Annotated in this window: 24 protein-coding genes; 19 read left to right on the forward strand and 5 right to left on the reverse strand. The window is 30.0% G+C overall.

What is annotated here, in order from left to right; translation table 11 throughout:
• The first annotated feature begins 35 nt into the window (after window positions 1–35).
• Both L8X97_RS05215 and L8X97_RS05220 read left to right on the forward strand, forming a co-directional pair.
• A complete protein-coding gene (locus L8X97_RS05215) occupies window positions 36–2063 on the forward strand; it encodes a capsular polysaccharide biosynthesis protein (RefSeq protein WP_263662799.1) in 2028 nt (675 codons plus the stop codon).
• Window positions 2060–3238, forward strand: coding sequence for a capsule biosynthesis protein (locus L8X97_RS05220; RefSeq protein WP_263662800.1), 1179 nt, complete (start codon window positions 2060–2062; stop codon window positions 3236–3238). Before L8X97_RS05215 ends, L8X97_RS05220 begins: the two co-directional genes overlap by 4 nt.
• On the opposite strand, the gene L8X97_RS05225 is transcribed toward L8X97_RS05220, so the two are convergent.
• Entirely contained in the window at window positions 3235–4743 is a 1509-nt protein-coding gene (locus tag L8X97_RS05225) for an SGNH/GDSL hydrolase family protein (protein ID WP_263662801.1), read from the reverse strand. The genes L8X97_RS05220 and L8X97_RS05225 overlap by 4 nt on opposite strands.
• Window positions 4744–4907: 164 nt before the next feature.
• Here L8X97_RS05225 and L8X97_RS05230 point away from each other — a divergent pair, with 164 nt between their 5' ends.
• Genes L8X97_RS05230 through L8X97_RS05240 form a run of 3 tightly spaced genes read left to right on the forward strand, consistent with a single transcriptional unit; the run spans window position 4908 to window position 7771 of the window.
• The gene (locus tag L8X97_RS05230) at window positions 4908–6038 is read left to right on the forward strand and encodes a DUF829 domain-containing protein (protein WP_263662802.1); all 1131 of its coding nucleotides are present in this window, start codon (window positions 4908–4910) and stop codon (window positions 6036–6038) included.
• 9 nt (window positions 6039–6047) lie between these two features.
• Complete coding sequence (locus tag L8X97_RS05235; protein WP_263662803.1) at window positions 6048–7421, forward strand: cytochrome P450; 1374 nt, start codon at window positions 6048–6050, stop codon at window positions 7419–7421.
• On the forward strand, window positions 7418–7771 hold the full coding sequence (locus L8X97_RS05240) for a membrane protein (RefSeq protein WP_039627957.1): 354 nt from the start codon (window positions 7418–7420) through the stop codon (window positions 7769–7771). Before L8X97_RS05235 ends, L8X97_RS05240 begins: the two co-directional genes overlap by 4 nt.
• Here the strand turns inward: L8X97_RS05240 and nusA are convergent.
• Complete coding sequence (nusA, locus tag L8X97_RS05245) at window positions 7768–8859, reverse strand: transcription termination factor NusA (protein WP_039617565.1); 1092 nt, start codon at window positions 8857–8859, stop codon at window positions 7768–7770. The genes L8X97_RS05240 and nusA overlap by 4 nt on opposite strands.
• 123 nt (window positions 8860–8982) lie before the next feature.
• On the opposite strand from nusA, the gene L8X97_RS05250 reads away from it, so the two are divergent.
• The 6 genes from L8X97_RS05250 to L8X97_RS05275 are packed head-to-tail and all read left to right on the forward strand — an operon-like array spanning window position 8983 to window position 13172.
• Entirely contained in the window at window positions 8983–9225 is a 243-nt protein-coding gene (locus tag L8X97_RS05250) for an HP0268 family nuclease (protein WP_070255886.1), read from the forward strand.
• Window positions 9222–10520 (forward strand): tRNA (N6-isopentenyl adenosine(37)-C2)-methylthiotransferase MiaB, encoded by a 1299-nt coding sequence (gene miaB / locus L8X97_RS05255; protein WP_133319442.1) that lies wholly within the window; start codon window positions 9222–9224, stop codon window positions 10518–10520. The genes L8X97_RS05250 and miaB overlap by 4 nt, the downstream gene beginning before the upstream one ends.
• Window positions 10504–11127, forward strand: coding sequence for a lysophospholipid acyltransferase family protein (locus L8X97_RS05260; protein WP_039617569.1), 624 nt, complete (start codon window positions 10504–10506; stop codon window positions 11125–11127). The genes miaB and L8X97_RS05260 overlap by 17 nt, the downstream gene beginning before the upstream one ends.
• 5 nt (window positions 11128–11132) lie before the next feature.
• On the forward strand, window positions 11133–12098 hold the full coding sequence (locus L8X97_RS05265; RefSeq protein WP_263662804.1) for a hypothetical protein: 966 nt from the start codon (window positions 11133–11135) through the stop codon (window positions 12096–12098).
• Window positions 12095–12649 (forward strand): hypothetical protein, encoded by a 555-nt coding sequence (locus tag L8X97_RS05270; RefSeq protein WP_220566268.1) that lies wholly within the window; start codon window positions 12095–12097, stop codon window positions 12647–12649. Before L8X97_RS05265 ends, L8X97_RS05270 begins: the two co-directional genes overlap by 4 nt.
• On the forward strand, window positions 12633–13172 hold the full coding sequence (locus L8X97_RS05275; protein WP_070255897.1) for a hypothetical protein: 540 nt from the start codon (window positions 12633–12635) through the stop codon (window positions 13170–13172). The genes L8X97_RS05270 and L8X97_RS05275 overlap by 17 nt, the downstream gene beginning before the upstream one ends.
• On the opposite strand, the gene L8X97_RS05280 is transcribed toward L8X97_RS05275, so the two are convergent.
• Entirely contained in the window at window positions 13159–13956 is a 798-nt protein-coding gene (locus tag L8X97_RS05280) for a membrane lipoprotein lipid attachment site-containing protein (protein WP_070255900.1), read from the reverse strand. The genes L8X97_RS05275 and L8X97_RS05280 overlap by 14 nt on opposite strands.
• Before the next feature lie 72 nt (window positions 13957–14028).
• On the opposite strand from L8X97_RS05280, the gene lgt reads away from it, so the two are divergent.
• The 6 genes from lgt to L8X97_RS05310 all read left to right on the forward strand — a co-directional run bounded on the left by lgt (window position 14029) and on the right by L8X97_RS05310 (window position 22404).
• Complete coding sequence (gene lgt / locus L8X97_RS05285; protein WP_133319437.1) at window positions 14029–14844, forward strand: prolipoprotein diacylglyceryl transferase; 816 nt, start codon at window positions 14029–14031, stop codon at window positions 14842–14844.
• Window positions 14845–14921: 77 nt separating this feature from the next.
• Entirely contained in the window at window positions 14922–15701 is a 780-nt protein-coding gene (locus L8X97_RS05290; protein ID WP_070255907.1) for a fumarate reductase cytochrome b subunit, read from the forward strand.
• On the forward strand, window positions 15685–17676 hold the full coding sequence (locus L8X97_RS05295; RefSeq protein ID WP_220566271.1) for a fumarate reductase flavoprotein subunit: 1992 nt from the start codon (window positions 15685–15687) through the stop codon (window positions 17674–17676). Before L8X97_RS05290 ends, L8X97_RS05295 begins: the two co-directional genes overlap by 17 nt.
• A complete protein-coding gene (locus L8X97_RS05300) occupies window positions 17669–18394 on the forward strand; it encodes a fumarate reductase iron-sulfur subunit (RefSeq protein ID WP_012661078.1) in 726 nt (241 codons plus the stop codon). Before L8X97_RS05295 ends, L8X97_RS05300 begins: the two co-directional genes overlap by 8 nt.
• The gene (locus tag L8X97_RS05305) at window positions 18372–20597 is read left to right on the forward strand and encodes a dynamin family protein (protein ID WP_263662805.1); all 2226 of its coding nucleotides are present in this window, start codon (window positions 18372–18374) and stop codon (window positions 20595–20597) included. The genes L8X97_RS05300 and L8X97_RS05305 overlap by 23 nt, the downstream gene beginning before the upstream one ends.
• Entirely contained in the window at window positions 20587–22404 is a 1818-nt protein-coding gene (locus L8X97_RS05310) for a dynamin family protein (RefSeq protein ID WP_263662806.1), read from the forward strand. The genes L8X97_RS05305 and L8X97_RS05310 overlap by 11 nt, the downstream gene beginning before the upstream one ends.
• Here L8X97_RS05310 and L8X97_RS05315 read toward each other — a convergent pair.
• Window positions 22394–22978 (reverse strand): NAD(P)H-dependent oxidoreductase, encoded by a 585-nt coding sequence (locus L8X97_RS05315; protein WP_263662807.1) that lies wholly within the window; start codon window positions 22976–22978, stop codon window positions 22394–22396. The genes L8X97_RS05310 and L8X97_RS05315 overlap by 11 nt on opposite strands.
• A 94-nt stretch (window positions 22979–23072) precedes the next feature.
• Between L8X97_RS05315 and rrpA the strand changes: the two genes are divergently transcribed.
• Together rrpA and L8X97_RS05325 are read left to right on the forward strand one after the other, a co-directional pair.
• On the forward strand, window positions 23073–23402 hold the full coding sequence (gene rrpA, locus L8X97_RS05320) for a MarR family transcription factor RrpA (RefSeq protein ID WP_263662808.1): 330 nt from the start codon (window positions 23073–23075) through the stop codon (window positions 23400–23402).
• Window positions 23399–23851, forward strand: a complete 453-nt coding sequence (locus L8X97_RS05325) for a lipocalin family protein (RefSeq protein ID WP_263661085.1) — start codon at window positions 23399–23401, stop codon at window positions 23849–23851. The genes rrpA and L8X97_RS05325 overlap by 4 nt, the downstream gene beginning before the upstream one ends.
• On the opposite strand, the gene L8X97_RS05330 is transcribed toward L8X97_RS05325, so the two are convergent.
• A complete protein-coding gene (locus L8X97_RS05330; RefSeq protein WP_263662809.1) occupies window positions 23848–24930 on the reverse strand; it encodes an NAD(P)-dependent alcohol dehydrogenase in 1083 nt (360 codons plus the stop codon). The two genes, L8X97_RS05325 and L8X97_RS05330, sit on opposite strands and share 4 nt — an antisense overlap.
• Between the last annotated feature and the right edge of the window lie 152 nt (window positions 24931–25082).

Genomic DNA, 25082 nt, shown 5'->3' on the forward strand with positions numbered 1-25082 from the left:
AATGAAAAAGTTAATATGATTGTAAAACAGTTGTTATGAAATTTTACACTATATCAAAAAAACTAAAAGAAAATGTCAAAAATTTTTACAAAATAACTCTGTATTATGCCCATAAAAACATCACAAAAGAAGATGTTTTTATAGGTTGGGGTAGAAAAAAGTCAGGTTTAAAAGCTGTAGAACTAGCTAAAAAATATAATGCAAGATTTTTGCTTTTGGAAGATGGCTTTTTGCGTTCATTAAATTTAGGTGTAGAAAATAGCCCAAGTTTTTCTATCGTCAAAGACGATATAGGAATTTATTACGATGCGACTGCACCATCTAAGCTTGAAAAGATTTTAAATACTTATGAATTTAATTCCAAAGAGCTAGAGCAAGCAAAAAAAGCCATAGAGCTTATAAAAAAAGAAAAACTTAGCAAGTATAATAATAATCTTTGCGTGCCAAAAGATCTTTTTAGTACTAACGAAGAACGCGTATTGATTATCACTCAGGTAGCAAATGATGCTTCATTAAAATTTGGTTTAGCTGATAGTTTTTCAACTCAAGATATTATAAATGAAGCTATCAAAGAAAATCCAAATGCTAAAATATACATTAAAATTCATCCTGATGTATTAAGTGGTAAAAAACAGAGTGATTTTGATGTACAAGATTTACCAAGCAAATGTGTAGTTATAAAAGAAAATTATAATCCTATAGAATTATTAAGCTATTTTAAAAAAGTTTACACTAAGACTTCTGGTATGGGTTTTGAAGCTTTGATGTTAGGGTGCGAATGTGTGTGTTATGGCGTGCCATTTTATGCAGGTTGGGGTTTAACTCAAGATAAGTTAGAGTGCAAAAGAAGGCTTAAAAAAAGAACTTTGGAAGAGGTTTTTTATGCTACTTATATTTTATATAGTGAGTATTTTAATCCTTATTTAAATCAAAAAAGTGATATTTTTGACACTATTCATACTTTAGCAAAATATAAAAAGATAGAACAAGCTAATTCAAATACTTTGTATTTTTTAGGTTTTTCTAAATGGAAAAGAGAGTTTGTAAGACCTTTTTTTGAAGCTAAAAATAATAAAATCATTTTTTTAAACTCACTTGATGAACTTTATGAAGCGAATTTAAATCCTGAAGATAAAATTTTCATTTGGGGTAAAAAGTATGATAAAACTTTACTAGCTAAAGATTTTAATAATGAAATTTTCTTAGTAGAAGATGGCTTTTTACGCTCGGTTTTTTTAGGTTCAGATCTTACACGCCCTTTTTCTTTGATAATAGATTGCAAAGGCTTGTATGTTGATCCAAACAAGCCAAGTGATTTAGAAGATATTTTGCAAAATCATGAATTTGATGAGAGTTTAAAACAAAGAGCTAAAAAGCTCATCTCTACCATTACACACAATAAATTTTCAAAGTATAATGGTTTAAAACATGAAAAATTAAATTTTAATACCAACAAAAAAATCATCTTAATCCCAGCTCAAGTAGAAGATGATGCTTCTATGATCTTAGGTGGTGCAGGCTTTGATACCTTAAAACTTTTACAAAGTGTAAGAAAGGCCAATGAAAACGCCTTCTTAGTTTTTAAACCTCATCCTGATGTTTTAAGCGGTAATCGTAAGGGTTTAAAAGATAAAAGTATTATTTTAAAATATTGCGATGAGATTATAGAAAATGTCAGTATAGATAGTGCTATCAATGCGAGTGATGAAGTACATACTATAACCTCCACAAGTGGTTTTGACGCTCTTTTGCGTGGTAAAAAAGTAGTGGTGTATGGTAAGCCTTTTTATGCAGGTTGGGGTTTGACAAGCGATTTACATGAAATTCCAAGACGCACAAGAGTGCTTAGCTTAGAAGAGCTTGTTGCTGGGGTTTTAATCCTTTATCCAAGATATATCCACCCAAAAAGTAAAAATTTATGTGAAGTTGAGCTTGCATTAGATATAATGCTAAAAATGCAAAAAGATTATTTTTCTAAATTTTATTTGCGTTGGTTTATAGATATAAGAATTTATATATTAAGAAAAATAAGAAGATTGATAGAATTTATTTTGATTAGATGAATTTAAGTAAAAAGTTAAAAAAATTTTCTGGTAAAAATGTTTTATTGCTCCAAGGGCCTGTGGGAGGATTTTTTCGTAAAATTGCTACAAAAATTCCAAAAGCTAAGGTTTATAAAGTAAATTTTAATGGTGGAGATTTTTTCTTTTATCCTTTTAAAAGCATTAATTACGCTAAAAGTTTAGCTGATCTTGAAGACTTTTATAAAAAGCTTTTTGAAGAAAAACAAATTCAAGTTATCATTATGTATAATGATTGTAGAAAAGTTCATGAAGTAGCCATTAATGTTGCTAAGCAAATGGGTATTGAAGTATGGATTTTTGAAGAAGGTTATATAAGACCAAACTTCATTACTTTTGAAAAAGATGGAGTAAATGCAAACTCCACTTTACCAAGAGAAAAAGAATTTTATCTAAGTCAGAAAAAATTTGATAAAGATTTTAAATTTAAAACTTTCTCAAGCACTTTTAAAAATATGGCCTTTGCTTCATTTTTATACTGGCTTTTTGCTTTTTTATTTTCTTGGTATTTTAATAATTCTTTACATCATAGAAGTTTAAAACTATTTGACTTTTTACCTTGGCTTTGCTCAGTATATAGAAAAAACAAATACAAAATCACAGAAAAAAGTTTAAACGAAAAAATTCTTTCCCTAAAGCAAAAGTATTTTTTGGCTATTTTACAAGTGCATAATGATACTCAACTCTCCCATCATTATAAAAAAACTACAGAAAAATTTATAGAAGAGGTGATTATCTCTTTTGCTAATCATGCCAAAGCAAAGTCTTATCTAGTTTTTAAGCACCATCCTATGGATCGTGGCTATAGGGACTATACTAAACTTATAGAAGATTTGAGCTTAAAATACAATGTCGAGGGTAGAATTTTATATGTACATGACTTACACTTACCTACACTCTTAATCAATGCAAGAGGCACTATAGTGATAAATAGCACAGTAGGACTTTCTGCTTTATATCATAATAGTCCTTTAAAAGTTATGGGAAAAGCCTTTTATGATGTTGAAGGTTTGACTTATCAAAAAAGCTTGCATACTTTTTGGAAAGAATGCAGGGCATATAAGCCTGATGCTGTTTTGCACGCTAAATTTAGAAATTATGTGATATATAAAACCCAAGTCAATGGGAATTTTTTCAAAAATACTAGTTTAGATTAAATTTTCTTTTTATAGTTTTTTGCAATTTTTTTTAGTTTAAAAGGTAAGCTTAAATAGCCTATTTTAAAGGGAGTTCTTGAAGCTTGCAAAAGCGCATTGCCTAAAAGATAAGGCAAGTGTGTTTTGGCTATTTGAGCGTGTTTATAGTCTACATAAGCTTTTAGTGGCGGTAGATTTTTTTGATCTTTTTGATTTTTAAAATGCTCTTTTTTGATTTTTCTTAGTTCAAAAGGTATTTTAAAGCAATCTAAATAACTTTTGCTATTTTTCATGATAGCTTCTCCAAGCTTATAGCTTAATCTTTCTTTTATCCTTAAACTAGCTCCATAAAGTTTATTGTTTTGGTGGATAAATATCTCATATTCATTTTTTAAGTCTTTGTGGTCTAAAAAACGCAAAAGATTATGATTTTGACTTTGTAAAAATGTTTGCATATCAAGTTTTTTTAGTTCATGGTATTCTAGCACTAATTCTTTATAAAATGCTATAGGTGGTATCAAAAGCTCACAAGCATTTGTAAGTTGAATTTTACATTCAATTTTTTTATTATTATCATTTTCTAAAAGTAAAATTCCTATTAAGTCCACATAATCAAGTCTTGGTGTTTTTTCATTTGCTATGCTTAAGCCCGAACTTTCCTCACTTTGCTTGATAATTTGTGTATTAACATACAAAAAGGTTTGCTCATCGCAAATTGCTTTTTCATTTTGTATATCTTGAAAAGTATTGATAAGTCCAAAATTTTTTACTAATTTAAAAGATGAGTTTTCAATGCTTATAGATGATATAGCATGGGTTGATAAACTGGCGTGATTCCAAGTGTGTATGCCTAAGATTTGATAGTTTTTTAACTCTTTTGGAAAAATGATTTTTTCATTAGCTTTGATCTTTGTAGTTTTTTCACAAAAAAATGAGTTTTTATGCTCTATTTTAGTTGAATTTGAGGGCGTAAAGATATGAAATTTTCTTTTTGAGCAAATGATATTTTCTTTAGATTTTTTAAAGCTGTGTAAATTTTTAATGATGTTTTTACCAAGCTCTTGCATAGCTAGTGGCATAGGGTGGAATTTATAGTTTTGATCAAAATCATAAAGATTATTTTTTTGGTAGTAAAGATCTACATCGATTAGATTAAAACCATAGTGAGTACAATTTTTCCTATGAGCTTCATTGATAGCTTTTGATTTATCATTACAAGCTGGTATGGGGAGTATAAGCACTATAGTAATTTTGTTTGCTTTGTAAAGTTCTTCGTAAAAATAATCAATATTTCTAAGTATAATATTTAAACTCATAGGGCTTAAATAATCATTGATATTTGATTCACTGATGAGAAAATCACTTTTATTTATAGTTTTTTCATGGCGTATTAATTCATAAAGATTTTGTAAAGAAGTACTAAGTCCTAAAGCGTAATTATGTAATGTAATGTCTTTATTTTCAAGACCTATCCTAAGACCATTTTTAACTACACTATTACTACCACCTAGTAAGATTACATCCATAAGTTCTTTCTTTATTTTTTTAATTTTTATTTATTTTATAAAATATTTTTTAATGAATAATTTCAGAGTAAAAACCCCTCATTTTATCTTTAAATAGGTATTTGACAAAGATAACAACTTTAGCTATATTTTTAAATTCAGTATTAAAATTACTTAGGATGTTGATGGAAAAAATATGCCAAAAAAGAGATGTTTTTTATATAGCTGGTTATGATCCTAGAGGATATAGGCATTATTATGCTATGTTTAAAAAAAATTTAGCCGAGCAAAATAAACTTTTAAATTATGATTATACTTTATCAAAAGCTCAAGTTAATATTTATCCTTTTTGGCAAATTCAAACCCCATATACAAGTACTTCTTACACCTTTTTAAGCTGGAATGATATAGTCAAAAAAAACTGGTCAGAGGGTATAAAAGATGCCTTGAGTGATTGTTATAGTTTTTTTAGAATTTATACCATCACAGGGCTTTTTTTAAAATTTGGTAAAGAATCCCCGCACCAACTTATCACAGGTTATTATCCATTTTTTTATGTGCTTTTGAGTTTGATTTTTACTTTAGTTTGTGCTTTTGGAAGCTTATTTTATTTGCAAAATTTTCATATTATTTTAGGAATTTTAGCTTTTGTTTTATCGTTAGTGTTTTTACCAAAAATGCTTTATAAATTAGGCAAGAAATTAGCTGTTTTTTGGATAGCTAGAATTTGTTCTTTTTGTGCAAACTGGGAGAAAAATTCCCAAGGTGAGCTTGAGTTAAGAATGGATGATTTTGCTAGGGTTATCTTTGAAAAACTAAAAGAAAATGTAAATGATAAAAACTATGAGCTCATCTTAAGCGCACATAGTGTAGGAACAGTACTTTGTATAAATGTTTTAGCAAAAGTGCTTAGAAAATGTGAAAAAGAAAATATTTCTTTTGAAAATTTAAAGGTTTTAACTTTAGGCGAGTGTATACCTTTGGTAAGCTATCAAAAAAGATCTTTTGAGTTTAGAAAAGACTTAGAGTATTTGGGAAGTAAGAATTTAATATGGTATGATTTTACTTCTATTATTGATGGGGCTTGTTTTGCACAAGTTGATTTTATACGCACAAGCGGAGTGAAAACACAATTTAGCCCAAAATACCTTTCGGCTAAATTTCATACCTTATATAAAAACAAAGATTATAAAAAAATCAAAAAAGACAAATATAACGCACATTTTTTATATTTATTTGCCACACAAATTCAAGGAGTATATAACTTTTTTGAATTTATTATAGGTAAAAATAAATTAGAAGAAAAAATCAAATAGGAGGAAAACATGGGTCAGTGTCCTTTTCATCCAAAGCCTTATAAAAATAAAGCTTCTACATTAACTACTTTTTTACTAAAAAGAAGATCTTGGCTTGATGGGCTTTATGAGCGAAGCTATAAAATGATGATGGGTAGAGTAAAAATGCCCGGATTTGATCTATATGTAGTAAATGATCCAAAAGAAGTTAGACGCATTATGGTAGATGAGGTTAGAGAATATCCAAAAAGTCAACTTTTGCATGAGCTTTTGGAGCCACTTTTGGGTATAAGTATTTTTACAACTAATGATAGAGTATGGGAAAAGCAAAGAGAACTTTTAAGACCTTCTTTTGAAATGACAAGGATTTCTAAGGTTTTTAATTTGATGAGTGAAGCAGCTTCTGATATGATGGCAAGATTTGCAAGGTATGAAGATAAAGCGATTATAGAAGTAGATGAAGCTATGACTTTTGTGACTGCAGATGTGATTTTTAGAACTATTATGTCATCAAAACTTGATGAGCAAAAAGGTAAACTTGTTTTGGATGCTTTTGTAACTGTGCAAGAAGAAACAGTTAAAACAGCTATGCGAAGAATGTTTCGTTTCCCAACTTGGCTTTCAAATCTTTTAGGTGAGAGAAAAAGACTTAAAGCAGGTGGAGTTATACGCAAGGTTTTATCAGATATTATAAAGCCAAGATATGATAATGCCCTAAATGATCAAGGAAAATATGAAGATATTTTATCATCATTGCTTATGGTGGTAGATGCAGATACTAATGAGAGATTTTCTTTTAATGAAATTTTAGACCAAGTTGCCATGCTTTTCTTAGCAGGCCATGAAACCACTGCAAGTTCACTAACTTGGACACTATATATTTTAAGTATTTCTCCAAATGAGCAACAAAAAGCCTATGAAGAAATCATGCAAGTTGCGGGTGATGAAGAGTTTAAAATAGAACATATTAGAGCAATGAAATATCTTACAAATGTGTTTAAAGAAAGTTTAAGACTTTATCCACCAGTTGGCTTTTTTGCTAGAGAAGCAAGAAATGATAACAAAATGAGAGATAAGCTTATTAAAAAAGGTTCAGGTGTAGTGGTAGCTCCATGGCTTATTCATAGACATGATAGTTTTTGGGAAAATCCACATGAGTTTGATCCAAGTCGCCATGAAGATAAAAGCAAGATTAAAAAAGACACTTATATGCCTTTTGGTATGGGAGAGCGTGTGTGTATAGGGCAGGGTTTTGCTATGCAAGAGGCTATTTTGATTTTAGCTAATATTTTAAGGACTTATAAGTTAGAATTAGAAGAAAAATTTGTACCTGATATAGTAGGAAGACTAACTATAAGATCAGCAAATGGTATGAATATAAGATTTATAAAAAGGCAAAAATGAAAGAAAAATTAGCAGGAACTATACTACTTTGCGCTATCGTTCCTTTAGCGGTGATTAGTTATCTTTTTATTGTTATAGTGGGTACTTTTGGTAATCCTGCTAGGGTTAGACAAGGTGTGAGAGCGCTTGATCATTTTGTCAATGCTACTTTGTTTAATGGTTATGCTTGGGAGTCTTTATCGTCTCATGCTTGGAGAGAGCGTGATAAAAGATGGGCTAAAATAGTTATTAAAATCACAGATTTTTTTGATAAAAATCACTGCCAAAAGGCAAATAAAAGAGAACAACCTATAGTGGATTTAGTTTTAGAAAGAAAGCTTACCGAACAAACTGTCGGTAAGCAGCTTTAATTTTCTCCAAATAAAGCTTTAAGGTTTTTAAACGCTTCTTCTTGGTTATTAGTTTTATCTTCATTATTTACTTCATTAAGTTCTATCTCATATCCAAGAAGCATGCTAGCTAGGCGTATATTGATACCACTTTTTCCTATGGCTTTGCTTTTTTGCTCGCTATTTAGCGTTACAATAGCCTTTTTATCTTCAATACTAACTGAGTTTATAATGGCTGGAGCTAAGCTTCTTGTGATTAAAATTGCCATTTCATTAGAATACTCAATGCAGTCAATATTTTCATTTTTTAATTCTTTGCTTACAGCATTGATTCTAACTCCTTTTATACCCACAGTTGCTCCTACTGCATCAACACTCGGGCTATTAGCTTGCAAGATGATTTTTGCTCTCTCGCCTGGAATTCTTGCACTTGCATAAATATTTATAAGACCATCTTTGATTTCAGGAACTTCAGCTTTTAATAAAGCTTCTAAAAATTTAGGGCTAGTTCTACTAAGCTCCATTCTCATACCCGATTTATCAATATATACATGTCTAATAACAGCTTTAATCACATCGCCTACTTTAAATTTTTCACCTTTGATACGATTTTTTCTAGGCAAATATGCACGAAACTCATCAATTTCCACATAAGTATTTTCTTCACTATCTACTCTTACTACGCTACCAAAAACCATATGTCCTACCATTTTTTGGTATTTTTCATAGATTTTTTCTTCTAAGAGTTTTTGAATGTTATATTCTAATTCTTTATGTAAGATATTTACAGCAGTACGGCCTAAATTTTCCAAAGAACATTCATAAGTTAGCTCATCGCCAATTTCTACATCTTTAGCTTCAGCCCTTGCTTTACTTAAAGCGATAAAATGCTCATTTTCATTTTCTAATCTTTCATCATTATCAGCTACTACGATGATTTTTTGATAAAGTTGCAAATTTTTACCCGAATCAACAAAAAATTCATATTTATCGCCATAAATTTTCTTAGCAGTATTAATAAGTGCTTTTTTAACTCTTTCTCTTACATCTTCTATTTGTAAATTTTTCTCATTAGCAATGGATTCAATTATATCTGTGATTTTTTCCATAATGACAATACAACCTTAATTTTGGATTTTAAAAGTTTGAAGAATAAAATTATATCTTTAATAAGTTTAATTAAAAGTAAAATTTGCTATAATTTCAGATTAAAAAAACTTGAGGATGATGATATGGACTTAAAAATAGCAAGAACCTCTGTTGATGAAAAGCCAAAAAGTATAAGTTTAGAAAGTATTGAAAAGGCTGTGGATAAAGAAGGTCAAAAATTTTTCTATTTTGATAAAGATAATGCCCATAAGCAATTAATCGCTTTGGTGGAGCATTTTGAAAAAAAAGGAAAATGTGTTTATCATAGAACAATCAAATATGGTTTAGATGATGCAGATTTTATGTATGAGGTACATATTCTTTGAGTAAAAAACTTTTTATACAAACTTTAGGTTGTGCTATGAATGTGCGTGATTCAGAGCACATGATAGCCGAACTTAAAGAAAAAGAAAATTATGAATTAACTCAAGATGCAAAAGAAGCAGATTTGATTTTAATCAATACTTGCTCGGTGCGTGAAAAGCCTGTACATAAGCTTTTTTCAGAAGTTGGAAGTTTTGAAAAAATCAAAAAAAATGGAGCTAAAATAGGAGTTTGTGGTTGCACTGCTTCACATTTGGGAGATGAGATTTTCAAGCGTGCTCCTAATGTGGATTTTGTTTTGGGTGCTAGAAATGTTTCCAAAATCACAAAGGCCGTAAATACTCCAAAATTTTTAGGTAATGATATAGATTTTGATGAGAGTAATTATGCTTTTGCAGATTTTAGAAATAGCCTTTATAAGACCTATATTAACATCTCCATAGGTTGTGATAAGCATTGTACTTATTGTATAGTGCCTCACACAAGAGGAGATGAAATTTCTATACCTTTTGAGATTATTAAAAATGAAGCATTAAAAGCTGTTTCTAAGGGTGCTAAAGAGATTTTTTTGCTAGGACAAAATGTTAACAATTACGGCAAAAGATTTTCTAATGCACATGAAAAGATTAATTTTTCAGATCTTTTGGAAAAGTTAAGTGAAATTGAAGGTTTAGAGCGTATCCGCTTTACAAGCCCACATCCATTGCATATGGATGATAGATTTTTAGAGGTTTTTTCTAAAAATCCTAAAGTTTGTAAGTCTATGCATATGCCTTTGCAAAGTGGTTCAAGTGAAATTTTAAAGGCTATGAAACGCGGATATACTAAAGAGTGGTATTTAGATAGAGCATTGAAACTTCGTTCTATGTGTAAAGATGTGAGTATTTCTACTGATGTGATTGTGGCTTTTCCAGGTGAGAGTGATAAAGACTTTGAAGATACCATGGATGTGCTTGAAAAAGTGCGATTTGAGCAAATGTTTTCTTTTAAATACTCTAAAAGACCATTAACTAAAGCTGCAACTATGCCAAATCAAATTCCTGATGATATAGCTTCAAAACGCTTGAGTGTTTTACAAGCAAGACATACAGAAATTTTAGATGAAATTGTTGTAAAACAAAAAGATAAAGAATTTGAAGTTTTATTTGAAGAATTAAGAAGTGAAGGTTTTGTAGCAGGTAGAAGTGATAATAATTTTTTGATTCAAGTTAAAGGCAGTGAAGAGCTATTAGGACAAATGAAAAAAGTAAAAATCACCAATCCTAGGCGTATGGTGTTAAATGGCGAAATCCTTTAAGATTAATCTTTTAGCTTTTGGAATTTTTTTATTACAATGGCTGATTTTTTTAACTTGTAGAAAGGTTTATTTAGGGCAAAAGCTTCCAAAAAGATCATGTGTGATACTTTTTTGGCATGGGCGTCTTGCTCTAATGCCTTTTGCTTATCGTAAAATGGGTATTAAAGGAAAAAAAGCTTATGTGATGATTTCACACCATAAAGATGGAGAAATCATTGCTAGAAATATTGCTTTTTTTGGTTTGGATACTTTAAGAGGTAGCACAAGCAAAGGTGCTTTGGCTTTATTGAAACAATCTTTTAAAATTTTAGATCAAGGCGATGATGTGATTATCACTCCAGATGGGCCAAGAGGACCTTATCATAGTGTTTCAGATGGTTCTGTGATGATAGCTTTAAAAAAAAATGCTCCACTTTTTTTGCTAAATTATGAAGCAAGTTCTTTTTGGGAATTTAAAAGTTGGGATAAAATGATTTTACCTAAGCCTTTTTCTAAGATTACTTATAGATTAAGTGAAGAAATCAAAATACAAAATTTGAATTTAGAAGAAGCTAAAGTATTGATAAAAGAAAAATTTGATATGATAAGTCAAATAGATAAAGGATAAACACTATGTTATCTTTTTTTAGAAAGTATATTTTACAACTTTTAGTTTGTATTTGCTATGATGAAAAACAATACATTATAAGATGTCATACTTGGAAAAAATCCCAACCAGTTGATACTTTTGAAAAAAGCTTTGAAGATAAAGAAAAAGCCATAGAATATGTAAAAAATTTAAGTAAAGACTTTCAAATTTATTATATTTGTACTTTTTTTACACCTATTGCTCAAGGTGTAGTGCCAAGTTCAAATTTTAAAGAGCTTTCTAATTTTGGAGTAGAAGCAAATAATGTTAAATGTATTCCTTTTAATAATGCTTTGTTGTATGTTTCCAATCAATCTTTGAGTTCTTATAAAGAAGATTATGAGGCTTTTGGTGGTTTAGATTTGCTTTACTCGCCTTTTTCTTTGCTTTATCATTGTATAGCAAATAGAGGTTTTGAAGAAAAAATAGGCCTTTATGTGTATAGATATCATGATTTTGTTGCGATGTTAATTTGTAAAAATGAGATTATATTATTTGGAAGTTATTTTAATATAGCTAGTCAAAATTATGACGAAGTTGATTTTTTTGATGACATTAAAGAAGAATTTGATTTGCAAATTGATGATGAAAGCCAAGAAGAAGAAAATGAACAAAATTATGATTTAAAAAGTTTAGAAGAGATAAGTAAAGAACTTGATAAGCTTGAAGATTTAGATGAGAATGAAGAACAGCTTCCTATGGAATCTTTAGAAAATTTTAGTTCAGATATGAAAATGATAGAATACATCATTTCAAGTGTAAAAGAATTTTATCATAATCCTTTGTATGATAATAGTTTTTTAGAAGAAATTGTAATTTTTGATGAGGAAAGTTTTAGTGCAACCTCGCTAGATTATTTAGAAAATGAGCTTTTTATAAAGCCAAAAGTAGAGCTTATAGATACTTTAAATTTGATGAATGAGCTTGTAGTTAAGGATTTGAAGCTATGAGATATAGTTTAATAAAGCCTAAGATAAAACCAGTTTTTAATCTTTTTACTAGAATTTGGATTTATTTTACTAGTATTAGTGTGTCTTTGATTTTTGTGGTGTTCATTGTTGTTGTTTTTAAAAGCTACTATGCATCTGTGCAACTTGATGATAAGAAAAAAGAATTGGCTCAAATCATAGCTCAAATTAATTCCAATAAACTTAAATATCAAGAATTAGTAAGACAAAATAATAAAGCAGAAATGATTTTAGGGGATTTAGAACAAGAACGAGAGAATGGTAAAAATAAAGTTTTATTAAAAAGTATTCAAAACCTTTTTACTTTAGTGCCTAAAAATATATCTTTAGATGAGGTTTTAATGGAAGATAGGTCGCTTATTTTAAGAGGTATTACACCTACTAAAGAAATGTTTGCCTTGTTGTTAGAAGCCCCATTAAGAAGTATTTTTTCAAATTCTCAAACAAGCTATTATCAATTAGAAAATGGGTGGTATCGCTTTGTTAGTGTAAATATTACTATACCAGAGGAAATGTATGAACAAAAAAGATAAGAGCTTAGAAGAAGCTGATATATTAAAGATATTGATTTATTCTTTTTCATTTGTTGCACTTTGTGCAATATTGATTTTATTCTTAATTGTACCTTTTTTGAAGGATTATAAAATCGAACATTCCAGATTAGCTGCTCAACAAATTCAAAATACCAAAGCATTAAATGAATTACAAGCTTTGGAAAAGGTTATTAGAGATTTTCAAAGTACAAACGCGCAAAATTTAGCTCAAATCAATGCGGAATTTTCTCAAAAAGAATTAATGGATTTTATGAAAAATTATTTTGATGATGTCAAAATAAATCTTATTCCTATTAAAAAAAGACAAGAATATTTAAAATATCAATTTGGAGTTAGCGTAAAGATGAAAAATCCACAAGCTTTTTATTCTTTTTTAAATGATTTACAAAGATATAAAAATTTAATAGAAATAAGTACGCCTGTTGAATTTAAATCAGAAGAAAAACACATTGACCTTAAATTTAGAATCAAAGTGTTTCATGCTTTAGCTATTCAAAAATAATTACTTCATTATTTTGATAAGGAGAGATTTTTTCTTCCTTTCTACTATCTTGTTTTATATCTTGAGCTTCTAAATTTTCTTGTGCTTTTGATTCTTCCTTGATTTCTTTTATATTGGTTTTTAAACTAGAAGTGATTTCTTTGTAAAAAGCAATAAAAACTTTATCAATTTCCAAAGCACTAGCTGCAAGACTTTCATTTACTTGGGTTGGGACAGCACTATAAACTTGTCTAAAACTTTCTATACTTGCTTGACCTTTTATAGGATAGTTTAAAATAATAGGATCGTTTAATTTTGCAGAGCTTGTTGTGCTTTGGAAGGTATCTTCTTGATGCAAATTATTTAAATGACTTTGAGCTTCTAAAATAATCATAAAAGAAGATTCTACACTATCGCCTCCAAGACTTGAATTTCTTGTAACTTTATCCTCATATAAGTTAGCACTGATGGTAATATTAAAAACATAATCAGGATTTTCATTATCTATAGTATATCCTTTACTTTCTAATAGTGCTTTACTATCTTTAAATAGCTGTTTTTTTAGTAATTCTAGGCTTTTATTGATTCTTTGATTTAGGGTAGATTGTTCAAAATAAGAACTATAAAAAGTATTTTTAATAATTTCTATTTCATTGATTTTAACTTTTGGGCTATTTTCTTTTGTATTGTTATGTTCTTCAAAAGAACTTTTAAAACTTGGCATAGAAATATAATAAGTTTTTTGATTACCAGTGCAAGCACTTAAAAATAAAATTATGCTAAAAAATAATAATATTTTTTTCATTTTCTCTCCTTGTTATTTTTATAATTATACAATTTTTTGCTATATTATGTGTTTTATTATAAAGGCTTTTTTATGGAATTTTGGCAAAATATTTATGCAAATTTTGATGTAGTGGCTTTTGAAATTTTTGGTTTAAAAGTGCATTGGTATGGTATTATGTATGTATTAGCCTTACTTGTTGCTTTAATGGTTGCAAAATACTATGCTATTAAAGACAATATGGGAATTTCAAAAGCTATGCTTGATAGTTATTTTATATGGGTTGAAATTGGTGTAATTTTAGGTGCAAGATTGGGTTATATTTTAATTTATGATGCAAATACTTTATGGTATCTTACGCATCCTTGGCAAATTTTTAATCCTTTTTATAATGGAGAATTTGTAGGAATTAGAGGTATGAGTTACCATGGTGCTGTTATAGGATTTTTAATAGCAACTTATGCTTTTTGTAAAAAAAATAAACAAAATTTATGGAAATATTTAGATTTGGTTGCTATTAGTGTGCCATGTGGTTATATTTTTGGGCGTATTGGAAATTTTTTAAATCAAGAGCTATTTGGTAGAGCTACGGATGTACCTTGGGGTATTTATGTAGATGGGGTATTGCGTCATCCTTCGCAACTTTATGAAGCATTTTTAGAAGGTTTTATAGTTTTTATCATTTTATTATTGATAAAAAAATATAAAAAATACAATGGAGAGCTTATTGCTTATTATACAATTTTTTATGCTTTAGCGCGTTTTGTTTGTGAGTTTTATAGAGAGCCTGACTTTGGTATAGGCTTTGTTGCTTTTGGTATGAGTATGGGTCAAATTTTAAGTATTATAATGTTTTTATTAGGACTAATTTTATCTTTTTATTTAAGAAATATTAAAAAAAATTTATAAATTTTTATTTTTTTTAAGAATAAAAGTTCTATAATTGCTCCGATATTATAAATTATCAACTTTTTAAAGGAGTAAATATGAGCCAACTCATTGAAGGTTTTTTAGGCAAGAGTGTTGATGGCAAAAAAAGCAAAATGCCAGCAAAACTTGACTATATTCAAAGTGCAACAGGCTTGATTTTAGGCTTGTTTATGTGGGCACATATGTTTTTCGTTTCTACCATTTTGGTTAGTGATGATTTTTTTGATTCAGTAGTTCACTTTTTGGAACTAAAATTTATCATTGATAGCCCTATGATGAGCTACATCACTTCTTTTTTAGCCGCCTGTGTTTTAGTGATTTTCTTTGTGCATGCAGGTCTTGCAATGAGAAAATTTCCTATCAATTTTAGACAATATCAACTTTGTAGAACACACTTAAAATATATGAATCATGGTGATTCTTCTTTATGGTGGGTTCAGGCTGCAACTGGTTTTGTAATGTTTTTCCTAGGTTCAGCGCATTTGATTTTTGTTATAACTAATGCAGATAAAATCAGTGCTGATATGTCAGGCGATAGAGTGGTAAGTCATTTTATGTGGTTATTTTATATTGCCTTATTAATCTGTGTTGAGTTGCATGGAAGTATTGGTTTATATAGATTATGTGTAAAATGGGGTTGGTTTGAAGGTAAAGATGCAAAAGAAAGTCGTAAAAAACTTAAAAAAGCAAAATGGTTTATTAGTATTTTCTTCTTAGTTTTAGGTGTATTAAGCTTAGCTGCTTTTGCAAAAATAGGTCTTAATAATTACCAAAACAACTCTGTAGCGCAAATAGTAAAAACTTATGATGGAGCTAAATATGAACATACAATATAGTGATGCTTTAGTTATTGGTGGTGGTCTTGCAGGTTTAAGAGCTGCTATTGAAGTTGCAAAAAGTGGTCAGAGTGTAACTTTATTAAGTATTTGTCCAGTTAAAAGATCTCACTCAGCTGCTGTACAAGGTGGTATGCAAGCAAGTTTAGGAAATAGTGTAAAAGGCGAAGGTGATAATGAAGATGTGCATTTTGCTGACACAGTAAAAGGATCTGACTGGGGCTGTGATCAAGAAGTAGCTAGAATGTTTGCGCAAACTGCTCCAAAAGCGGTTCGTGAGCTTGCTGCTTGGGGTGTGCCTTGGACTAGAGTTACAAAAGGACCTAGAACTGTTGTTATAAACGCTCAAAAAACTACTATCGAAGAAAAAGAAGAAGCGCATGGTCTTATAAATGCAAGAGACTTTGGTGGTACTAAAAAATGGAGAACATGTTATATAGCTGATGCAACAGGGCATTGTATGTTATATGGTGTGGCAAATGAAGCGATTAAACATCAAGTTAAAATTATTGATAGAATGGAAGCAGTAAGATTAATTCATGATGGTAAAAAATGTTTAGGAGCTATTGCTAGAGATTTAACTAATGGAGAATTAATTGCTTATGTTGCTAGAGGAACTATGATTGCAACAGGTGGTTATGGTAGAATTTATAAACAAACTACAAATGCTGTTATTTGTGAAGGTACAGGAGCTGCTATTGCACTTGAAACTGGACTTTGTAGACTTTCAAATATGGAAGCAGTGCAATTTCATCCAACTCCAATCGTGCCAAGTGGTATCTTGCTAACTGAAGGTTGTAGAGGTGATGGTGGTATCTTAAGAGATGTTGATGGTTACCGCTTTATGCCTGATTATGAGCCTGAGAAAAAAGAACTTGCAAGTAGGGATGTTGTAAGTCGTAGAATGATGGAGCATATTAGAAAAGGAAAAGGGGTAAAAAGCCCTTATGGAGATCATTTATGGCTTGATATTTCTATCCTTGGTCGTGCTCATGTTGAAAAAAATCTTCGTGATGTTCAAGATATTTGTAAAACATTTAATGGTATTGATCCTGCTGATGAGGGTCCAAAAGGCTGGGCGCCAGTTTTACCTATGCAACATTACTCAATGGGTGGTATTAGAACAAAACCAACCGGTGAAAGTCAATGGCTAAATGGTCTTTTTGCATGTGGTGAGGCAGCTTGTTGGGACATGCACGGATTTAACCGCTTGGGTGGAAATTCATGTTCAGAAACTGTTGTTGCAGGTATGATCGTAGGGGATTATTTTGCACAATATTGTAAAGAAAATGGTTCAGAAATTGATACAAACATCGTTAAATCTTTCCTTTCTAAAGAGTATGATTATTTAAAATCTCTTGTTAGCAAAGAAGGAAAACATGATGTATTTGAAATCAAAAACAGAATGAAAGACATTATGTGGGAAAAAGTAGCTATCTTTAGAACAGGTCAAGGTCTTGAAGAAGCGGTTAAAGAACTTGAAGAGTTATATCATAAATCACTTGATCTAAAAGTGCATGATAAAGAATTAAAATGTGCAAATCCAGAGCTTGAAGAAGCTTACAGGGTTCCAAGAATGCTAAAAATTGCTTTATGTGTTGCTTATGGCGCGCTTTTAAGAACAGAAAGCCGTGGGGCTCATTATAGAGAAGATTATCCAAAAAGAGATGACTTAAATTGGATGAAAAGAACAAATACTTACTGGGTAGAAGGTGAAAGTATGCCTAGAGTTGAGTATGAAGATCTTGATATTATGAAAATGGAAATTCCACCTGCATTTAGAGGTTATGGTGCTAAAGGAAATATCATTGAAAACCCATTAAGTGAAAAACGCCAAGCTGAAGTTGATGCGATCCGTGAAAAAATGGAAGCAGAAGGCAAAGGTAGATATGAAATTCAACATGCTTTAATGCCTTATGAATTACAAGCTAAATTTAAAGCACCAAATCAAAGAATAGGAGTTGATTATGAGTAGAAAATTAACAATAAGAGCATTTAAATATAATCCATTAAGTAAAATTTCTAAGCCTCATTTTGTTACTTATGAGCTTGAAGAAACTCCATTTATGACGATTTTTGTGTGCTTAACTCAAATCAGAGAAAAAATGGATGCGGATTTGAGTTTTGACTTTGTATGTAGAGCAGGGATTTGTGGAAGCTGTGCTATGATGATCAATGGTAAGCCAAAACTTGCTTGTAAAACATTGACAAAAGACTATCCAGATGGCGTTATAGAGCTTATGCCTTTGCCTGCATTTAGACATATTAAAGATTTGAGTGTTAATACAGGTGAGTGGTTTGATGGTATGTGTAAGCGCGTTGAAAGCTGGGTGCATAATGAAAAAGAAACAGATATTTCTAAACTTGAAGAGCGTATTGAGCCAGAAGTTGCTGATGAGACTTTTGAACTTGATCGTTGTATAGAGTGTGGAATTTGTGTTGCTTCTTGTGCGACTAAGTTGATGAGACCTGACTTTATCGCAGCTACTGGGCTTTTAAGAACAGCTAGATATTTACAAGATCCACATGATCACAGAACTATAGAGGATTTTTATGAATTAGTGGGTGATGATGATGGTGTATTTGGATGTATGTCTTTACTTGCATGTGAAGATAATTGTCCAAAAGAACTACCTTTACAAAGTAAAATTGCTTATATGAGAAGACAGCTTGTCGCTCAAAGAAACAAATAATCCTAGCCCCCAAGAAAAGGGGGCACTTAAAACCTTACTAAAACAAATTTGGCAAAATCATAGTGTTTATCTTGATACAAATACACTTTTTGATGAAAGTTTAATTGACGCTCAAAAAGCAGCAATTGTTTTAAGTACTAATCTTGATAATTATGAAAGATTTAGCGCTTTAAATGAATTTAAAAATTTGATGAAAAGTTTAAATTTACGCTTAGATCTTTATGGTATACAGTATGCACAGGTTTGTTTTATTAATGCTTTAAATTTGGGAATTTTAGATAAAAACGAGCTTTTAAAAGCCTTGGAAAAACTTCAAAAAATCACCGATAATACTTTAATATGTGCTTTTGTATCTAAACAAAAAGTTATTCAAAAAGATTACAAGCAAGAAGTTAAAAACTCACATCAAACACTAGATCTCATTAATCAAAACTTACAAGAGCTTTGCGAGGATGAAAAAGCTCAAAAACTTTTACAAGAAGCTTTGGTTAAATTTAGTAATATTGATTTTTCTATCGCGGTAACGGGTGTGGTAAATGCAGGTAAATCAAGCATGCTAAATGCGCTTTTAAAAAAAGATTTTTTAGGTGTATCTAATGTGCCTGAAACTGCAAATTTGAGTGTTTTAAAATACGGCAAAGATCAAAAAGCTAAGATATATTTTTGGAGTGATGAAGAATGGCAAGATATTTTAAAAAGCTCTAAAGATAATCAAGACATGCAAGAACTTATAAAACAATTAGAGCAAAATTTTAATCTAAATGAATATCTTGAAAAAGAAAATAAAAATATAGAAATAAAAATTGAAGAATTAAAAAATTATACTAGCGCAAAAAACAAAATCTCAGCACTTATTAAAAAAATAGAGCTTTTTTCATCGCTTGATTTTTTAAAAGATAATGTTTGTATAGTTGATACCCCAGGACTTGATGATGTTATTATCCAAAGAGAGCTTTTAACAAAAGCGTATATAAGCAAGGCTGACTTTTTAATCCACCTTATGAATGCTTCTCAAAGTCTTAGTCAAAAAGATTGTGATTTTATTATAGAATGTTTGCTAACTTCAAGGGTAAGTAAGCTTTTAATTGTGCTTACTAAGGCTGACTTGCTTAGTCAAAAAGACTTGCAAGAAGTAATTAACTATACTAAAAATAAACTCAAAGAAAATTTAGCACAAAAGCAGCTTAGCCAAGAATTATTAGATAATTTAGATTTTGTGTGTATTTCTTCAAAATTAGCTAATGATTTTTATCAAAAAAAAGGTGGAAATTTAGAACAAAGTAATATTTTAACGCTAGAAGAACTTATAGCTAAAAGTTTATATGATAAAAACAAAATTGCTCTAAGTGCTTATAAAAAAGAATTATTATTACATTTAGAAAAAATAGAAGAAAAAATTAAATTTTCTAATAAAATGCTAAATTATGAAAGCTTTGAGCTTGATAAGCAAAATCAAACTATTATCAATAATTTTAAAGCAAAAAAAGAAAAATTAATGCAAGTAAAAGCAGAACTAAGTGCTATTTTTAACACAAAAGATGAAAATACTCAAGAAATTTTAACACTTTTGCATTTACTAGCTAAGAAATTAAAAGAAAAACTTATAGATGAGCTAAAATATAATCAAAATAATAAAATCAAAAACAACACTCAAAGACTAAATACTATCATTGATACGACTTTAAAAGATGGAATTTTTGATCTTTTAAGAGAGCTAAAACAGCAAAGTGAGTATAAAATTAATGAGCTTAAAACCACACTAAGTGTGAAATATGATTTTTTAAAAGCTATTTTAGAGCAAAATTGTGATGATTTTAAAAGTAAGGTTGAAACAAAAATAGAAAGTATTTTTACCAATGATCTTTTTATGACATTAAAAGCAGGACTTTTAAAAAATTTAGAATCCACGCAAGATATTTATAAACTAGAAAGCTCTTTAGAAAATCAAATTTTAGAAAAATTACAAACATTTAATATAGAAAAAATCGCACTAGATTTAAAAAATAATCAAGAATTTTTTACTAATTTAGAGCTTAGTTTGAATTTATACGAAAAAGAGCAAGAAGAACAAATCAAAGACTTAAAAGACTTGATTTTACAAATAGAACAAAATGAACAAAATTCCAAAGAGTTTTTAGAAAAAAACAATACAAAATTACAAAGTTTAAAGACTTTAAAAACGGAGCTTTTAAATGCAAAATGATTTGATTAATGATTTTTTAAAAGCTTATGAAAATGCTTATTGTAAAAGCTTTGATGATAGTTTTGAAGGAAAAATCTTAGCAATCAAAAATGCATTTTTAGAACCAAGCTTGCATTTAAATGATGTCTTTTTAAAAGATCTTGAAATGATTATAGCTAGCTATAAAAGAGCCATTAATGTGGCTATCATAGGGCAATTTTCCAGCGGTAAATCCACGCTTTTAAATTTAATTTTACAAAAAGAATGCCTGCCAACAGGCGTGGTGCCAGTGACTTTTAAGCCCACTTTTTTACGCTATGCTAAGGAGTATTTTTTAAGAGTTGAATATGAAGATGGCAGTGATGAGATTGTTGATATAGATGAGCTTTCTAAATTTAGTGATCAAAGAAATGAGCTAAAAGAAACTAAAAGTCTGCACCTTTTTGCACCTATTGAGCTTTTAAAAGATATCACACTTATAGATACCCCGGGTTTAAATGCAAACACCACCGATACGCTAACTACTTTTAAAGAGCTTTCTTTTATGCATAGTGCTATTTGGCTTAGTTTGATTGATAATGCAGGCAAAAAAAGTGAAGAAGATGCTATAAAGGCAAATGCTAAGCTTTTAGAGCGTGGTGGAATTTGCGTGCTTAATCAAAAAGATAAGTTAAGTCAAGATGAGCTAGAAAATGTTTTAAATTACGCTCATTTAGTTTTTGATAAGTATTTTGAAAAAATCATCGCAATTTCATGCAAAGAAGTAAAATTTGATTTGCAAAAGTCAAATTTACCTTTACTTTATGAGTATTTAAAAGAACTTGATTATGAGTGCATTAAAAAAGATTTTATTAAAGAAAAACTTAGTAATTTATGCGAGCTTTTGTTAAATCAATATGATTTGTTTCAAAATGCACTAGAGCAATTAGAGCTTAAATTTAATACTGTTTTGCAAACTTTCAAAGCAAGCAAGCTAGAGCAAAAAATCAAAATTCTAAATCATAATTGTTTGGATAAATTAAAACTTGTTGGAGAAAAAATTGCTCAAGAAATTTTAAAATTTATCAAAGAAAAAGATAGTAGTTATTATAAAGAAGCTAAGGGTTTATTTAAGAAAAATCTTTATGAAAAAGTTGCTTATAAAGCACCATATCTTTCAAGCGACGATGCGTTTTTGGCTATGTTTTATAACTCTGAAGCAATGAATAAGGAATTTAAAAGATTAAAAAATGAAATCGCTTTAGAATTTAGTCAAATTAAAGATGATTTTTCCTTATTTTTTACTCATTTAGAAGAGCAAATTTTGCTTTTTAAGGCTCAATTTTCAAATTTACAAAAAGAAAATGCCTTAGAAAGTGAAAAAGAATTTGCTAGTTTTAGAAGCTTTGCTAGTGCTAGCGAAGAACTTTTTTTAAAAGATTTTAAGCAATTATTATTTAAAAGCCAACTTGAACTTGATCTATTTTTAGAAAAGCTTAATCTAAAGGCTTTGGCAAATTATGAGAGTGCTACTAAGCTTACTTTAGGATTTTTTAGTGCTAAAATGAATGCGAGTAAAGAATTTTACGAGCTTGATAGTACCGAGTTTAGCTTGTATCATCCAAAAGCAAGTGAAGTGCACCAAAGAGTATTAACCGAGCTTAATGTATATGAATTTGAAGATTTGCTTTTAAATAAGCCTGTGGTTTTAAAAATTTATAAAAATTATATGCAAAGTTTTGTTGATTTTATTGAGACTAAAAGACAGATTATTTTGAATTTAAAAAGTGAATTTGAGGCTAAAAAATCAATGATTTCTAGCATCAAATCCCAAATTTCTAAGCTTTAAAAATTTTTTCTAAGTGCGTTTTATAATTTGTGAAATATTCTTGTACTTGAGGATTTTTGATTACATCATTTGCTATGAAAGTAGGCAAAGCACTCATTCCTAAAAACTCATGTGCTTTGTGAAAGTGTAAATACACTCCATCAACTCCGGCTCCATTAAAGAATTCATTCTCATCATCAAAAGCTTGCATTGGAGCATTCCAAGTTAGCGAAAGCATGTATTTTTTATTTTTTAAAAGCCCACCTGTGCCATAATTCTTAGTAGGTTCATTATGACTTCTACCATCGTTTTTATAAAACACTCCATGTCCTGCTGTGAAAACATCGTCAATGTATTTTTTCACTATCCAAGGCTCTCCCATCCACCAACCAGGCATTTGCCAAATCAAAACATCAGCATTTAGAATTTTTTCTACCTCATCGTTTGTGTTATAACCTTGATCTATGTGTGTTTGTTGGGTTTGTAAACCAAGCTCTTGTAAAGTCTTAAGTGCAAGCTCATGCAAGCTTGTGTTTAATCTTCCTTTGGAGTGTCCAAATTCTTTTGCACCATTTAATAATAATACTTTTTGCATATTTTTCCTTTTTATGTTTTTTAAAATTATAATTTAACTATAATTTTATTTCAATACTGAAATTTATGTAAGATACTATATAAAAGGAAAGTATATGGAAGAAAAGTGCGATTTTACGGAATGCGGATTTAATTATACTTTATCTTTGATTTCGGGAAAGTATAAGATGAGCGTTTTGTACTGTTTATTTCGCTATGAAGTAGTAAGATATAATGAACTTAAAAGATATCTTGGTAATATTTCTTTTAAGACTTTAACACATACTTTAAGAGAGCTTGAAAATGATGATTTAATCACGCGTAAAGAATACCCACAAATCCCTCCAAAAGTAGAATACCGCCTTGCTAAAAAAGGTCAAGGTTTAATCCCTATTTTACAAGCGATGTGTGATTGGGGTGAGGCAAATCAAAAGGAAGAAAAATGATAGAATTATTAGATGGTATAAATTTAGAAAAATACATGGGTACATGGCTAGAAATGGCTAGAAAACCTGCGTTTTTTCAAAAAACTTGCAAAAGTGCTAAGGCAGAATATGAGCTAGAGTATGAAGGCTCTACGCCTATAATCAAAGTCAAAAATATATGCACTAAAGAAAATGGAGAAATCTCTCAGGCAAATGGCAAAGCTAGGGTAAAATCACCAAGATCTTTAGCGGTTAAATTTAGTATTTTTATGAATGTTTTTAACAAGCCAAATTATGAGATTATTTACATTGACACAAGCTATCAAGTTTCTATCGTAGGTAGTCCTGATAAAAAATATTTATGGATTTTATCAAGAGAGATTTTAGCAAAAGAGCAAATAAACTCTTTGCTTGAAATAGCCAAGCAAAGAGGTTTTGATACTAGCGATGTGATTTTTGATGAGTATTAATCCTGCTCACTCATATCGATTACATAGCGGAATTTGGCTTTTCCTGAAGTGAGGTTTTCATAAGCTTTGTCAATCTCACTTGGCTTGATGAGTTCAATTTCAGGATAAATTCCATGTTCTAAAGAAAAATCAAGCATTTCTTGAGTTTCTTTAATGCCCCCAATAAGCGAGCCATATACTTTTTTACCTGCTTTATGTACAAAGTGAATGATGTTAATGCTAGGGCTTACTTCATGTGGAGGTAATCCTACTATAGCCATCTCACCACCAAATTTTAGCAAATCCATATAAGCTAGCGGATCATAAGGGGTCGGTATGGTAGAGATGATGAGGTCAAATCTTTCTTTTACCGCACTTTTATCTGTACTAGTATAAAGATTACTCACACCCATAGCTAAAGCTTGTGCTTTTTTGTTTTCATTTCTTGCAAAAACACTCACTTTTGCACCCATTTTCACAGCATATTTTACTGCCATCATACCAAGCCCACCAAATCCTGCTACGGCTACACTTGAGCCTTCTTTAATATTTGAAAATTTAAGCGGTGAGTAGGTAGTAATACCCGCACACAGCAAAGGCGCTATCTTTTCAAGTGGTGCATTTTTTGGTACATTGATAGCAAATTTTTCACTTACTACGATGTTGTTTGAGTAGCCTCCATAGGTGTTTTCATTATCATGAAATACATCTTTGCAGTTATAAGTGTAGATGGTTTTTCCATTTTCGCAAAATTGCTCTTGAGATTTTTTGCATGCTTCGCACTCTCCGCATGAGTTTACCATGCACCCAACCCCAGCATAATCGCCTACTTTAAATTTACTCACATTTTCACCCACTGCGATAACTTCTCCTGCTATTTCATGGCCAGGTACGCAAGGGTAGGTTGCCTCGCCCCATTCGCTTCTTGCAGTGTGTATGTCACTATGACAAATTCCTGCGTATTTGATAGCGATTAAGATGTCGTTTTTACCTACTTTATGGCGTGTAAATTCAAAAGGGGTGAATTTAGAATCCTTGCTAAGCATGGCATAACCTTTACTTTTAACACGACCATTTTCTAAAAAGATTTTTGAGTCCATTTTCTCTCCTTTGTGGTTTTTGAAATTATATTAAAGCTAGGTTTTTATTGCAATAGGGAAAATAAAGTAAGATACTATACTCAAGGTGCGTTTGTGGGTTTTGGTTTGATTTTTATGGTATAATTATTTAAATTTTTTATCCATAAGGAAGC

It is taken from the genome of Campylobacter sp. CNRCH_2013_0671h (assembly GCF_025773055.1).
Lineage (GTDB): Bacteria > Campylobacterota > Campylobacteria > Campylobacterales > Campylobacteraceae > Campylobacter_D > Campylobacter_D lari_D.